The organism is Pseudarthrobacter sp. RHLT3-21 (assembly GCF_059383495.1).
Map to the genome: position 1 here is coordinate 59130 of NZ_JBWZCI010000004.1, position 14652 is coordinate 73781.

Below are 14652 nucleotides of genomic sequence, written 5' to 3' on the forward strand. Positions count from 1 at the left end.
CAGGTCACCTGCAGGGAGGCCGCCCGGGAGCGGCTGGAGTAGTGTTTTACCGAGTGGGCAACAGCGGGGCCCGCGCCGCGCCAGCGGTGGGAAGGAGAAGCCATGACATTGATCCGCAGGGTCGCGTTACTCTCCCTCCACACCTCCCCCATGGAGCAGCCAGGCTCCGGCGACGCCGGCGGGATGAACGTCTACATCCGGGAGCTGGCCTCTGCGCTGGCCGAGACCGGCGTGGAGGTGGAGATCTTCACGCGCTCCACCTCAGCCAAGCAGGCCGCCGTCGAACATCCGGACCCCGGTGTGTGCGTCCACAACGTGCTGGCCGGGCCGCCGCGGAAGATCCCCAAGGAAGAACTGCCGGCGCTACTCCACAGCATGGTGGCCGAGATCGACCAGATCCGCCAGCGCCAGCCGCACGGCCGCTACGACGTCATCCACTCGCACTACTGGGTGTCCGGGATCGCAGGCCTGGAGCTCTCGGAACTCTGGGGCGTGCCGCTCGTCCACACCATGCACACCATGGCCAAGGTCAAGAACCTCCTGCTGGAGTCCGGCGAACAGCCCGAGCCGCGGCGGCGCGAGGAAGGCGAGCACCGGATCGTCGACGGCGCCGCCCGCCTGATCGCCAACACCAGCGCCGAAGCCGAAGAGCTGGTGTCCCACTACGGTGCCGATTACGACCGCATCGATGTGGCACCGCCGGGCGTGGACCTCAGCACCTTTACACCCGCGTTCCGCGCGCGGTCCCGGGCCGAACGGGGAGTTTCGCCGGAGACCTTCCACCTGGTGTTCGCCGGCCGGATCCAGCGGCTGAAGGGCCCGCAGGTCCTGCTCAAGGCCGCGGCCCTGCTGCGCGCCCGTCGCCCCGAGATCGATCTCCGGCTCACCATTCTGGGTGCCCTCAGCGGCAACAAGGATTTCAACCTCCGGCACCTGATTGCGGAGTCTGGAATGGACGACGTCGTCACGCACCTTCCCCCGGTCAGCGCCAGTGATCTGGCGTCCTGGTTCCGTGCTGCCGACGTTGTGGTGATGCCTTCCTACAGCGAATCGTTCGGGCTGGTGGCCATCGAAGCGCAGGCCTGCGGGACCCCCGTGGTGGGCACCCGGGTGGGCGGGCTGTCCCGCGCCATCTGCCATGGCCGGACCGGGCTGCTGGTGGACGGGCACCATGCCAGGGACTGGGCGGACGCGCTCGAGGCCATGTACGACGATCCGGACACCCGCGCCGATATGGGGCGGGCCGCGGCCATCCGGGCGGAGAACCTGGGCTGGAACCGCACTGCCGCCATCACGTTGGAGACCTACCACGCCGCCGTCGAACAGCAGCTGGCCAGCCGGCTGATCCCGGCGGTCCCGGCACCGTAAGCGGCGGGCAGCCGCCGTCGGCTTTTAGTACCCGACCCCAACCAAAGGACAAGGATGTCTGAACGGAATACCCTGAGCGATCTCGAGATCGCACGGCAGGCCACCATGAGGCCGATCGAGGAGATTGCGGCTGCCGCGGGCATCAACGCCGCCGCGCTGGACCTGTACGGGCGGTACAAGGCGAAGGTTGATCCGGCACGGCTGACTGCTGCGGCGCCGACAGGGAAAGTGGTGCTGGTCTCGGCGATGTCGCCCACGCCCGCTGGTGAGGGGAAGTCGACCACCACGGTGGGGCTCGCCGATTCGCTCGCCAGGGCCGGGCACAAGGTGATGATCGCGCTGCGGGAGCCCTCGCTGGGTCCCGTCCTGGGCATGAAGGGCGGCGCCACCGGGGGCGGCTACTCCCAGGTGCTGCCCATGGACGAGATCAACCTGCACTTCACCGGCGATTTCCATGCCGTGACGTCTGCGAACAACGCCCTGATGGCGCTCGTGGACAACCACATCTACCAGGGCAACGAGCTGAACATCGACCCGCGGCGCATGACGTTCAAGCGGGTCCTGGATATGAATGACAGGTCACTCCGCGAGGTGATCATCGGCCTGGGCGGGCCCACACAGGGTGTCCCCCGGCAGGACGGCTTCGACATCACGGTGGCCTCCGAGATCATGGCAGTTTTCTGCCTGGCCACCAGCCTGGCTGACCTCCGCGAGCGCCTGGGCCGGATCACGTTCGGCTACACGTACTCCCGCGTTCCGGTCACAGTGGCGGACCTCGGCGTCCAGGGTGCCCTGACCCTGCTCCTGAAGGAAGCTATCAAACCCAACCTGGTGCAGACCATCGCCGGTACTCCCGCGCTGGTGCACGGCGGGCCCTTCGCCAACATCGCGCACGGATGCAATTCTCTGATCGCCACGCAGACCGCGCGGCGGCTGGCGGACATCGTGGTCACCGAGGCCGGCTTCGGCGCCGACCTGGGCGCAGAGAAGTACATGGACATCAAGGCGCGGATCGCTGACGTGGCGCCGTCGGCCGTTGTGGTTGTGGCCACCGTCCGCGCGCTCAAGATGCACGGCGGCGTGCCCAAGGACCGGCTGACTGAGCCGGACCTTGAGGCGCTGCAGGCCGGCGTCGCGAATCTCCGGCGGCACGTGCACAATGTGGAGAAGTTCGGGGTGGCGCCGGTGGTGGCCATCAACAGGTTTTCGTCCGACACCGAAGAGGAGCTGGACTGGCTGCTGGAATGGTGTGCGGCGGAGGGGGTCCAGGCCGCGGTGGCAGACGTGTGGGGCCGGGGCGGGGGCGGCGATGGCGGCGACGAACTGGCCGCGAAGGTCGCGGCCGCGGTTGCTGCGCCGAACAGCTTCCACCATCTGTACCCCCTGGACCTTCCTGTGGAGGAGAAGATCCGGACCATTGCACAGGAGATCTATGGTGCCGACGGCGTGGACTTCTCCGTCCCCGCCCTGAAACGCCTGGCCGACATCGAAAAGAACGGCTGGTCCGGGCTGCCGGTCTGCATGGCCAAGACCCAGTACTCATTTACGGATGAGGCCTCCCGGCTCGGCGCGCCGAAGGGCTTCACCATCCACGTGCGCGACCTCATCCCGAAGACCGGCGCGGGTTTCATTGTGGCCCTGACCGGCGCCGTCATGACTATGCCAGGCCTCCCCGCAGCCCCCGCCGCCATGCGCATGGACGTGGACGACGCCGGCAACCCGGTAGGCCTCTCCTGACCAGCCCCAACACACGTTGCTCTATCACTTGGAGCTCCCATTCCGGCGGTTTAGCGACCGGAAGTGATAGAGCAACGGGACCTGTGGATAACTTCTGCGGGAGAGATTGGCTTCGGGCGACAATGGTGCGCATGCGCCCCTCTTCACCTCTGCCGTTCAACCTTTCGTCCGCTCCGTTCACTGTCCATGAGGCGCGAGCTGCCAGCCTGAGCAGCGGAAGACTGCGTTCCTCCGACCTCGCCTCGGCCGGACGGTTGCTGTATCTGCCCACGGGCTGGGACTTTGAAATCCGTGGCCTTGCCAGGGCTCTGTCCGCTGCCACGCCAGGTGCCTGGATCTCGCATCTGACGGCCGCCGTCGTGCTCGGGCTCTGGCTTCCTACCTGGTTCCGCGACTGCCGGGAACTCCATCTGAGCAAGCCCAGGAACCTGCCACCGGTGCGGCGCGAAGGCGTGGTCGGCCACACTGTCCTGGCCTTTGATGGGGAGGTCATGGTGCTGGACGGGATGCGGATCTCCACGCCGGCCCGGACCTGGCTTGACCTTGCCAGCCTCATGCCCTTGGAGGATCTGGTGGCTGTGGGTGACCAGCTGATCCGTCGACCCCGGCCCGGCCTCGAGGCCAGGGTGGCGCCTTGGTCAAAGCTTCCGGAGCTGCACGAAATGCTGACGAGGCACCCGAAGCTCAAGGGTATCGTGAAGGCCAGGGAGGCCGCCGAGCTCATTCGTCCCGGTGCAGATTCCGCACCTGAGACGTTCCTACGCCTCGCTTTGACTGCCGCGGGCCTGCCGGAGCCGGAACTGCAACTGCGGATGGTGGAGGCCGACCCGGACTCTCCGGCGGCAGACCTGGGCTACCGCGCCCAGCGGATCGCCATCCAGTACGACGGCGGCCATCACCTGACCCGCGAGCAGCAGTCGCGCGACAATCGCCGCGACGAAACGTTCAACGCCGCTGGCTGGAGGTACTTCAAATTCAACGCGGACGACCTGGCTCACGACTTTCGCCGTGCGGTCAATCAGGTCCGGCTTGCGCTCAAGTCCACTTAAGCGCCTGTTGCCCTATCAGTTGTAGTCGCCAAACCATAGATTTGAGGACCACAACTGATAGAGCAACGAGTGGGTGTGGAGCGGGGTTAGCGCTCGAGGTCTCCGCGGATGAAGGCCTCTACCTTTTCACGGGCGAGGTCGTCGTTGAACTGCTCCGGCGGGGACTTCATGAAGTAGCTCGAGGCGGAGAGCAGCGGGCCGCCGATGCCGCGGTCCAGGCCGATCTTGGCGGCGCGGATGGCGTCGATGATCACGCCGGCGGAGTTGGGTGAGTCCCAGACTTCGAGCTTGTATTCCAGGGACACGGGTGCGTCACCGAAGTTGCGGCCCTCGAGGCGGACGAAGGCCCACTTGCGGTCGTCGAGCCACTGGACGTAGTCCGACGGGCCGATGTGGACGTTGCGCGGTGCAATGTCGGCTTCAACGTTGGACGTCACGGCCTGGGTCTTGGAGATCTTCTTGGACTCGAGGCGGTCGCGCTCCAGCATGTTCTTGAAGTCCATGTTGCCGCCGACGTTCAGCTGGTACGTGCGGTCCAGCGTGACGCCGCGGTCTTCGAAGAGCTTTGCCATAACGCGGTGCGTGATGGTGGCACCGATCTGGCTCTTGATGTCGTCGCCCACGATCGGGACGCCGGCGGCCGTGAACTTGTCGGCCCATTCCTTGGTGCCGGCGATGAACACGGGCAGGGCGTTGACGAACGCCACGCCGGCGTCGATGGCAGCCTGCGCGTAGAAGTGGGCAGCATCCTCGGAACCAACCGGGAGGTAGCAGACCATAACGTCTGCTTTGGATTCGCGGAGCGCGGCGACGATGTCAACGGGCTCTTCGACGGACTGTTCGATGGTCTCGAGGTAGTACTTGCCGAGGCCGTCCAGGGTGTGGCCGCGCTGGACGGTCACGCCGGTGGGGGGCACGTCGGCGATCTTGATGGTGTTGTTCTCGCTGGCCAGGATGGCGTCGGCGAGGTCCACGCCCACCTTCTTGCCGTCGACATCAAACGCGGCAACAAACTGGACATCGTTGACGTGGTACTTGCCGAACTCCACATGCATCAGACCCGGGATCGTGGCGTGGGGATCGGCGTCGCGGTAGTAGTGCACACCCTGGACGAGCGAGGCGGCGCAGTTACCCACACCAACGATGGCAACACGAATCGGATTTGCAGACACGGAACTCCTTTGAAGACAACTTCAGCCGCAGGGACGGTCAGTACCGGAAAGTACGACGGCGGCACGCTGGCAGTGCGCCATTCGGCGCCTTTTCATCTTACCCAACCAAGCGGGGGCCGGGATTGTTCCCGGCCCCCGTCAGTTGAAGCGTTACGTGGTTACTTCTGCTTCCACAGGTTGATGTCCGATTCCACGGCGAACTCGTCGATGGCATTAACCTCGTCGGCGGTGAAGTCCAGGTTGTTGACGGCGGAGAGGGTGTCTTCCAACTGCCGGACGCTGGACGCGCCCACAAGGGCGGAGGTCACGGAGGAGCTCTTGCCCTGCTCGCGGAGGATCCAGCCGATCGCCATTTGCGCCAGGGTCTGGCCCCGGCCCTCGGCGATCCGGTTGAGCCCGCGCACGCGGTCCAGGTTCTGGGGAGTGATCATGGCTTCGTCCAGGGACTTGTGCTGCGCTGCCCGGGAATCTGCGGGCACGCCGTTGAGGTAGCGGCCCGTGAGCATCCCCTGGGCCAGCGGCGAGAAGGCGATGCAGCCGGCGCCCACCTGCTCCAGTGCTTCGTAGAGGTTGGGGCTGCCGTTCTCGGTCCAGCGGTTCAGCATGGAGTAGCTCGGCTGGTGGATCAGCAGCGGCGTGCCCAGTTCCTTCAGGATCCGGGCCGCTTCGAGGGTCTGCTGCGGGGTGTAGGACGAGATGCCGGCGTACAGGGCCTTGCCCGAGCGGACTGCGTGGTCCAGCGCGCCCATGGTCTCTTCCATCGGCGTTTCCGGGTCCGGCCGGTGGCTGTAGAAGATGTCCACATAGTCCAGGCCCATGCGCTCCAGGGACTGGTCCAGGCTGGCCAGCAGGTACTTGCGCGAGCCAAAGTTGCCGTACGGGCCAGGCCACATGTCGTAGCCGGCCTTGCTGGAGATGATGAGTTCGTCGCGGTACGGCTTGAAGTCGTCCTTGAAGTGGCGGCCGAAGTTCGTTTCGGCGGCGCCGTAGGGCGGACCGTAGTTGTTCGCGAGGTCGAAGTGGGTGACGCCCAGATCGAAGGCGCGGCGCAGGATGGCGCGCTGCACTTCGAAGGGCTTGTCGTCGCCGAAGTTGTGCCAGAGGCCCAGGGAAATGGCCGGCAGCTTCAGTCCGCTGCGTCCGACGCGGCGGTAGGGCATGGATTCATAGCGGTTTTCCGCGGCTGAATAAGTCATACATACCATCCTGCCACCTGTGACGCGCGCTACAGACCGCGAGGCCCCTGGTTAAGGCCCCGTAGCTGCCCCAGTAGTCAGAACCGCCCCACTGTGCGCCGCCAGCACGAACGAATCGCCGTCGAGCAGAGTGGCCTCGTCCGTCGACAGCAGTACCGTGCCCCGCACACCGTCCAGTCGAACAGGCGACGCCGAGAAGTTCAGCAGCACCTCCACCGACCCGCGCCGGAAGCGCAGCCAGCCTGCGTCGTCGTCGAACGTCACGTGCGTTTCCGCGAACCCGAGGCCAGCCAGTTCGGGATAAGCGCGCCGCAGCGCGGTCAGCGAGCCATAGAGCGAGAGGAGCCGCGCGTGGTCACCGTCCGCGGCTTCGGCCCAGTTGAGCTTGGAGCGCCTAAACGTTTCGGGATCCTGCGGATCGGGGACGACGGCGGGATCCCACCCCATGCGTTCGAACTCGCGGATCCTGCCCTCCGCCGTCGCCTTGCCAAGCTCAGGCTCGGGGTGCGAGGTGAAGAACTGCCACGGCGTGGAGGCGCCGAATTCCTCACCCATAAACAGCATGGGCGTAAACGGCGAGGTCAGCGTCAGCACCGCGGTTACGGCCAGCGGTCCATACGGCAGGGACTGGGACAGCCGGTCCCCGATGGCACGGTTGCCGATCTGGTCATGGTTCTGGCTGCACACCACCAGGGCCGCGGGCTGGACCAGCGAGGTGTTGATGGGCCGGCCGTGATGGCGCCCGCGGAAGCTGGAGTAGCTGCCGTCGTGCAGGAAGCCGTCCGTGAGGACCTTGGCCAGCACGCCGAGCGACGCGAAGTCGCCATAATAACCCGCAGTCTCCCCGCTGACATTGACATGCACCGCGTGGTGGAAGTCGTCGCTCCACTGTCCGGCGAGGCCGTAGCCGTTGGCATCGCGGGGGTAGATCAGCCGCGGATTGTTGAGGTCCGATTCGGCGATGAGGGTCTTGGGAAGCCCCGTCTCCGCGGAGATGGCATCGCCCAGCGCGCCGAGCTCCTCCAGGAGATGCACGGCCCGCTCGTCGCGAAGCGCGTGGACTGCATCCAGGCGCAGGCCGTCCACGTGATGGTCGCGCAGCCACAGCGCGGCGTTGTCCAGGATGTATTCACGCACGACGTCGGACCCGGGGCCATCGAGGTTGACCGAATCGCCCCACGTGTTGGAATCGCCCTGCTTGAGGTACGGGCCGAATCTGGGCAGGTAGTTCCCGCTGGGGCCCAGGTGGTTGTAGACCACGTCCTGGATGACGCCCAGCCCGGCGGCGTGGGCGGCATCCACAAAACGCTGGTAGGCCGCAGGCCCGCCGTAGGCTTCGTGGACCGCGAACCACTGCACGCCGTCGTAGCCCCAGTTGTGGGTGCCGTTGAATCCGTTGACCGGCAGCAGCTCGACGAAGTCGATGCCAAGGTCCGCGAGGTAGCCGAGTTTGTCAGCGGCCGAATCAAGGGTTCCTTCGGACGTGAAGGTCCCGACGTGGAGTTCGTAGATGACCGAGCCGTGCAGTTCCTTCCCGGACCAGCCGGCGTCCTGCCAGGCGTGGGAGCCGGGATCGTAGGTGCGGGAGAGGGCATGGACGCCGTCCGGGAGGCGGCGGGACCGCGGGTCCGGCAGCGGGTGCGTGTCGCCGTCGAGAAGGTAGCCGTAGTCCACGTCCGGGTCCCCGGGGGCGTCCGGCGCGGACCACCAGCCACCAGCGCCGGGGGCTCCCGCCACCTGCTTCATGGGGTACTGCTGACCGTTGGCGAGCAGCGAGACGGCCGAGGCATCGGGGGCCCAGACATCGAACCGGCCGGAACCGTGGTGCGTCAGGCTCATGCGTTGTCTCCGTTCACGGGCGCTAGAAGCGCCACAGGGTATTGCTGGAGGATGTCGGCCACCGGCACCGGGCCGGGGCCATGCGTCCGTCCCGTGAGTTCGTCCCGAAAGGCAGTGGAAAGTTCGACGGCGGTGTCCCGCCACCCGCCCGCGCGTTCCAGTTCGCAGGGGAGCCGACTGGCCAGGGTCAAGGCGCCGGGTGTGCTGCCAATGCCCTTGCTGTCCGCCCCGCGGTCGAACGCCACCAGGTGATCAGCGGCCGGGCCGGAAGCAAGAACCGGCCGGTAGCCCTGGAAGAGTTCGGGCCGGTCCCGGCGGAGCCGGAGCGCCCGGGAGGTCAGCAGCAGTTTGGTGGCCTCGTCCCGGAAGTCTGCCGGAAGCGTGCCGGCATCCAGCGCGGCCAAAGCGGCCGCCCGGCGCTCAAAGTCAACAGCCCGGCGGTTGTCCGGGTCCGCAAGCGAGCGGTCGTGGAATTCCGTGCCCTGGTACACGTCCGGTACCCCCGGCATGGTCAGCTGGAGCAGCTTCAGGGACAGCGAGTTGGTTGCGGCAATGGCATCCGTCCTGGCGACGAAGTCCTCGATCACGGTGGTGACCCGGCCGTCGTCGAACGCCGTATTCACCGCTGCCGTGACCCGTGATTCGAACTCATCGTCCGGATCCGTCCACGTAGTGGAGTTGGCTGCCTCCCGGGCCGCCTTCTCCGCATACGCCTGCAGCCGTTCCCGCGATGCCGGCCACGCACCGATGACCGCCTGCCACAGAAGGGCCTCGAACGGGCCGTCGGGCACCGGGGCGAGCCCGCGAAGGGTGTTCAGTGTTGTTGCCCACTCGTCCGGCAGCTCGGCGATCACGGAGATCCGTGCGCGGGTATCCTCGCTGCGCTTGGTGTCGTGCGTGGTCAACGTGGTCATGGACAGCGGCATGGATTCCTGGCGCTCAGCCATGCGCCGGTGGAACTCTTCAGGGGCGAGGGAGAAGTGGAACGGGTCCGCTCCCACTTCCGTCAGGGTTCCCAACCGGGTGTACCGGTAGAAGGCTGTGTCCTCAACACCCTTGGCCATCACCATGCCGGACGTCTGCTGGAACCGCCGGCCCAGTTCAGTCTCGGGCTTCAGCAGCAGGGGCAGCAGCACGTCCAACACGTCCGCCAGGTCAGGACGCTGGCGAGCCGCGGCCGCACAGGCCTCGCGCAGCACGTCCCCACCCGTGGGCAGGTACGTGCGGTACACGGGGAAGGCCGCGATGACCTGGGCCAGGGCATCCGCAGCGACGTCCTCGGACAAGCCCACGGGCTGGTCCGCGGAAGCAGGGACCAGGCGTGCCAGCCGCAAGATCTCGGACCGCAGCATGCCGTCCGCCACGGCGCGCTTGGTCCCCAGGATCATAGCCGCATAGTCCGCAGGCTCACCCGAGCGCAGCTGTGCATCCAACGCGTCCAACGCAGCCTCGCCGGCCGGGTCCACCAGCAGGCGGTCCAGGTCAGCCAGGGCGTCGTAGCCGGTGGTACCCTCGCAGGTGAATTCCGCCGGGAGCTCCTCCCCCGGCTCCAGGATCTTCTCCACCAGGACATAGGCGCCCCCGCTGAGGTCCTTGAGCCAGCGAAGATACCCGGCAGGATCCGCCAGGCCGTCCGGGTGGTCCACACGCAGCCCGTCAACCAGGCCGTCGTGGAACCAGCGCTTCACCTCGGCATGTGCCTGGTCGAAGACCCAACGGTCCTCCACCCGGATGCCCGCCAGGGTGTTGACCGCGAAGAACCGCCGGTAGTTCAGCTCGCTGTCCGCCCGGCGCCAGGAGATCAGTTCGTAATGCTGCCGGTCATGCACAGCCCGCGGCGAGTCGCCGCCGGAGTAGGAACCTGCGGCCAACGGAAAGCGGTGGCCATAGTAACGGAGCTCGCCATCTGCAACCTCCAGCAGACCAAGGTCGTCATCGCTGCCCAGGACGGGGATCCGGATCCGGCCGGCACCAAAGTCCCAGTCGACGTCGAACGCTTCGGCGTAGGGCGAGCCGCGCCCTTCCTGCAGCAGCGACCACCACCACGGGTTCTGCGCCGGCGAGGCCACGCCCACATGGTTGGGGACGATGTCCACCAGCACGCCCATGCCATGGGCGCGGGCAGCCTCAGAGAGTGTCAGCAGCCCTTCCGGGCCACCCCGCTCCGGATCCACCGACGACGGATCCGTCACGTCATAGCCATGATCGGAACCGTGTTCCGCCGTCAGGATCGGAGACAGGTAGACCCAATCAACGCCCAATGACTGCAGGTACGGAACCGTCGCGGCGGCATCAAAAAGCGTGAAGCTGCTGCGGATCTGGAGCCGGTAGGTGGACGCCGGAACCTTCACTTTGCGGCGTCCTTCCGGGCCCCGACTTTCCTGGTCTTCCCGGGCTCGGCCACCGTGGGTGTGCTGAGGGACTCGGTCTCGCTGGTGGCGGTCTGCGACAGCGCGGCGAGCGACGCGGCTACGGAGTGATCCGGTTCAACATCGGGAACACTGTGGGCACGGAGCACCACCAGCGACTTTGCATCCACGGGCAGGGCCTCACCGGCCTTGACCGGCTCGGTGTCCGCATTGTGCCCGGCAGTGTCGATGATGATGTCCCAGGCGGGCGCATATTCGTCGGCCGGCACCTTGAACTTCACTTCCTCAACGTGGGCGTTGAAGTAGAGCAGGAAATTGACGTCCGTGATGCGCCGCCCCCGCTCGTCCCTGCCTCGGATGCCGTCGCCGTTCAGGAACACGCCGAAAGACCGGCCCAGCCCACTGCCCCAATCTTCGGGCTGCATGGTGGTTCCGTCCAAGTCCAGCCATACGATGTCCGGCAGCCGTTCGCCTTCGCCTCGGCGCACGGGCCTGCCGTCGAAGAACCTGCTCCGGCGGAACGTGGGGTGCTTGGCGCGGAGCGCGTTGACGGCGGCGGTGAATTCGACGAGGGGCTGGTCGATGTTCTCCCAGTTGATCCAGGTCAGTTCCGAATCCTGGCAGTAGCCGTTGTTGTTGCCCTGCTGGGTGCGGCCCATTTCGTCACCGTGCAGGAGCATGGGCACACCCTGGGACAGGAGCAGTGACGCTATGAAGTTCCGCTGTTGGCGGGCCCGCAGCCCGAGCACAGCAGGATCATCGGTGGGGCCTTCCGCCCCGCAGTTCCAGGACCGGTTGTGGGATTCGCCGTCGTTGTTGTCCTCGCCGTTGGCGTCGTTGTGCTTCTCGTTGTAGGACACCAGATCGGCCAGCGTGAAGCCGTCATGGGCGGTGACGAAGTTGATGGACGCCACGGGCCGGCGGCCCGAGTGCTCGTACAGGTCAGCGGAGCCGGTCAGGCGGGAGGCAAATTCGCCCAGCGTGGACGGTTCACCGCGCCAGAAGTCCCGGACCGTGTCGCGGTACTGGCCGTTCCACTCCGTCCACTGGGGCGGGAAGTTGCCCACCTGGTAGCCGCCGGGACCCACATCCCAGGGCTCGGCGATGAGCTTGACCTGGGACACCACCGGGTCCTGCTGGATGAGTTCGAAGAAGGTGGAGAGCTTGTCCACGTCGTAGAACTCGCGGGCAAGGGTGGACGCCAGGTCGAAGCGGAAGCCGTCCACGTGCATTTCGGTGACCCAGTACCGCAGTGAGTCCATGAGCAGCTGCAGGGAGTGCGGCTGGCGGACATTGAGCGAGTTGCCCGTGCCCGTGTAGTCCATGTAGTGCTTCTCGTCGCCCTCCATGAGGCGGTAGTAGGAGGCGTTGTCGATGCCCTTGAAGGACAGGGTGGGGCCCAGGTGGTTGCCCTCGGCCGTGTGGTTGTACACCACATCCAGGATCACTTCGATGCCGGCGCGGTGCAGCGTGCGGACCATGGCTTTGAAGTCCTGGACCTGCTGGCCGGTGTCGCCGGTGGAGCTGTAGGTGTTCTGCGGCGCGAAGAAGCCGATGGTGTTGTAGCCCCAGTAGTTGTTCAGGCCCTTGTCCTGCAGGGTTCCCTCGTTGACGAACTGGTGCACGGGCATCAGTTCGATGGCGGTGATGCCCAGCTTCTGCAGGTGCGCGATGACCGACGGGTGCGCCACGCCGGCGTACGTGCCGCGCTGCTCCTCGGGGATCTCGGGGTGGAGCTGAGTCAGGCCCTTGACGTGGGCCTCGTAAATGACCGACTTGTGGTACGGCACGCGCAGGTTATGGTCGCCGGCCCAGTCGAAGAACGGATTGATGACCACGCCCATCATCATGTGCGGCGCGGAGTCGTCGTTATTGATGGAGTCCGGCTCGCCCAGGTTGTACGAGAAGAGTGCCGGGTCCCAGTCCATCTGCCCGTGCACGGCTTTGGCGTAGGGGTCCAGGAGGAGTTTGTTCGCGTTGAAACGGTTGCCGGAGTCGGGGTCATAGGGCCCGTGGACGCGGTAGCCGTACTTCTGGCCTGGCTGGACCTGCGGGATGTAGCAGTGCCACACGTAGCCGTCCACTTCGTCGAGCTCGAACCGCGTTTCCACTCCGTCGTCATCGAAGAGGCACAGCTCCACCTTTTCGGCGTGTTCGCTGAACAGCGCGAAGTTCGTGCCGGTCCCGTCAAAAGTGGCGCCAAGCGGATAAGCCGTTCCGGGCCAGACTTCCATGCGTACTCCTCATCGTTGTTCGACAGCGGGGGCGTGGAATAGCCGCCCCTGCCGATACAGAACCTATGCCAACGGTAGCGGGTGGGTGTGACTATTACGTTTCCGGCCTGCTGGTTTACTAAGCAGGCTGACTTTATGCCAAACGTCTGGTACGGCGTCCGCAATCCGGCCTGCCGTCAGTGGCCCGCTGCCGGACGCTGCTGTTCCCGCGAGGCCGTGGAGGCTGGCCCCGAGGGCCGCAATCGCCGCCCAGCGCTCGTCCGGATCGATGCCCGCATCACGGAAGCGCCCGACGTCGGAACCCAATTGGGCGAGCAGCGCACCGATGATCCCGGCCAGGACGTCGCCGCTTCCGGCGGTGGCGAGCCACGCCGTGCCGTCCGCCTGGCTGTAGTAGTCCTGGAAGGGCGACGCAACCAGGGTGGTGGCCCCTTTGAGCAGGACGGTTGCCTCGGTCAGCACGGCGGCATGCCGGGCCGCGCCGAGGGTGGAGGACTCGACGGCGGGACGGTCGGGGGCGGGATCAAAGTCCGGGTTCTCCGGGAACGAGGCGAGCCGCTGGAGGAGGGCCGCCAGCTCGCCGGCGTGCGGCGTGAGCACCACCTGTGGGCCCAGGACCACGGGCAGGGCAGGAAGCGCTCCGGCGTCGGCGATCACGGGCAGGCCGGATTCCACTGCGTCGCGGGCACGTTGGAGCTGTTCGGTGTCGCCGGGACCCATGCCCGAGCCAACCAGCCATGCCTGGACGTGCGTGTCCGCCACGGACCCCGTGCTGCACACCACCTCCGGGCAGGACTGTCGCACCAGGTCGGCCACCTCGGGCGGGCCCAGGTAGCGGACCATCCCCGCGCCGGCGGCCAGCGCACCCCGGCAGGCCAGCACTGCGGCGCCCGGATAATCGGCGGATCCGGCCACGACGCCCAGCACGCCGCGGGAATATTTGTGCGAGCGCCTCCCGGGCTGCGGCAGGAGCCGGGCCAGATCCACCGGCTCCAACCTCCGCAGGGCAGGCCACGGCAGCTCTTCTTCAATGCCGATGGGCACCACGTGGACGCGGCCGGCGTGATCGGCGCCCGGGTCCGTCAGGAGCCCCACTTTGGCTGCGGCGAACGTTACGGTCAGGTCCGCGGATAGTACGGGCGCATGGGCTTCCCCGGTGTCGGCGTCCACGCCGCTGGGGACATCGCAGGACACCACAATCCCCGGGTCCCCGGACGACAGAAGCAAATCCGAAAGACCGCTCACCAGGTCGGCGGCCGCTCCTCGAAGGCCCCCACTGGCACCCGTGCCCAGGACTGCGTCAATCACGACGTCGGCACTAGCCACGTGTGCCGCCAGCTCGCTGGCATTGAATTCCGTGAGAAGGTGCACGCGCCCGCCGGCGCGCTCAAAAGCAGCCAGCGCCTCGGGGTGGGCCCTTCCTGCGGTGAGCACCGCCGTCGTACGCATTCCCCTGGCCGCCAGGAACGAGGCCGCGAAGAGGCCGTCTCCCCCGTTGTTGCCTTTGCCCACCAGCACGGCCACGCTCGCGCCGTAAAGCCGCCGGCCGCGTGTTTTCAGCTCGCGGACCACAGCGTTGGCGAGCCCATGGGAGGCTCGCTGCATCAGAACAGCGCCCATCCCGGCAGCCAGGAACGGCTGTTCGGCCGCCCTTATCTGAGTCCCGGTATAGGCGCTGATCATGGTGT

Annotated in this window: 9 protein-coding genes; 3 read left to right on the forward strand and 6 right to left on the reverse strand. The window is 66.7% G+C overall.

The features are described from left to right. Nucleotides 1-102 precede the first annotated feature (102 nt). From mshA to AC50YA_RS05980, 3 genes are all read left to right on the forward strand, one after another. The gene (mshA, locus tag AC50YA_RS05970) at nucleotides 103-1368 is read left to right on the forward strand and encodes a D-inositol-3-phosphate glycosyltransferase (RefSeq protein ID WP_494981423.1); all 1266 of its coding nucleotides are present in this window, start codon (nucleotides 103-105) and stop codon (nucleotides 1366-1368) included. A 54-nt stretch (nucleotides 1369-1422) separates the two neighbouring features. After that, on the forward strand, nucleotides 1423-3105 hold the full coding sequence (locus AC50YA_RS05975; protein WP_494981424.1) for a formate--tetrahydrofolate ligase: 1683 nt from the start codon (nucleotides 1423-1425) through the stop codon (nucleotides 3103-3105). A 131-nt stretch (nucleotides 3106-3236) separates the two neighbouring features. After that, the gene (locus AC50YA_RS05980) at nucleotides 3237-4154 is read left to right on the forward strand and encodes a DUF559 domain-containing protein (protein ID WP_494981425.1); all 918 of its coding nucleotides are present in this window, start codon (nucleotides 3237-3239) and stop codon (nucleotides 4152-4154) included. A gap of 86 nt (nucleotides 4155-4240) precedes the next feature. On the opposite strand, the gene AC50YA_RS05985 is transcribed toward AC50YA_RS05980, so the two are convergent. The 6 genes from AC50YA_RS05985 to AC50YA_RS06010 form a co-directional block, all read right to left on the reverse strand. Continuing rightward, the gene (locus tag AC50YA_RS05985) at nucleotides 4241-5326 is read right to left on the reverse strand and encodes an inositol-3-phosphate synthase (protein ID WP_494981426.1); all 1086 of its coding nucleotides are present in this window, start codon (nucleotides 5324-5326) and stop codon (nucleotides 4241-4243) included. Nucleotides 5327-5484: 158 nt separating this feature from the next. After that, entirely contained in the window at nucleotides 5485-6522 is a 1038-nt protein-coding gene (gene mgrA, locus AC50YA_RS05990; protein WP_494981427.1) for an L-glyceraldehyde 3-phosphate reductase, read from the reverse strand. A gap of 51 nt (nucleotides 6523-6573) precedes the next feature. Beyond that, nucleotides 6574-8361, reverse strand: coding sequence for a malto-oligosyltrehalose trehalohydrolase (gene treZ, locus AC50YA_RS05995; protein ID WP_494981428.1), 1788 nt, complete (start codon nucleotides 8359-8361; stop codon nucleotides 6574-6576). Then, nucleotides 8358-10712 carry a malto-oligosyltrehalose synthase gene (gene treY, locus AC50YA_RS06000; RefSeq protein ID WP_494981429.1) on the reverse strand — a complete coding sequence of 785 codons (2355 nt, stop codon included), beginning with the start codon at nucleotides 10710-10712 and terminating at the stop codon, nucleotides 8358-8360. The genes treZ and treY overlap by 4 nt, the downstream gene beginning before the upstream one ends. After that, nucleotides 10709-12964 carry a glycogen debranching protein GlgX gene (glgX, locus tag AC50YA_RS06005; protein ID WP_494981430.1) on the reverse strand — a complete coding sequence of 752 codons (2256 nt, stop codon included), beginning with the start codon at nucleotides 12962-12964 and terminating at the stop codon, nucleotides 10709-10711. Before glgX ends, treY begins: the two co-directional genes overlap by 4 nt. A gap of 63 nt (nucleotides 12965-13027) precedes the next feature. After that, complete coding sequence (locus AC50YA_RS06010; protein ID WP_494981431.1) at nucleotides 13028-14647, reverse strand: NAD(P)H-hydrate epimerase; 1620 nt, start codon at nucleotides 14645-14647, stop codon at nucleotides 13028-13030. Between the last annotated feature and the right edge of the window lie 5 nt (nucleotides 14648-14652).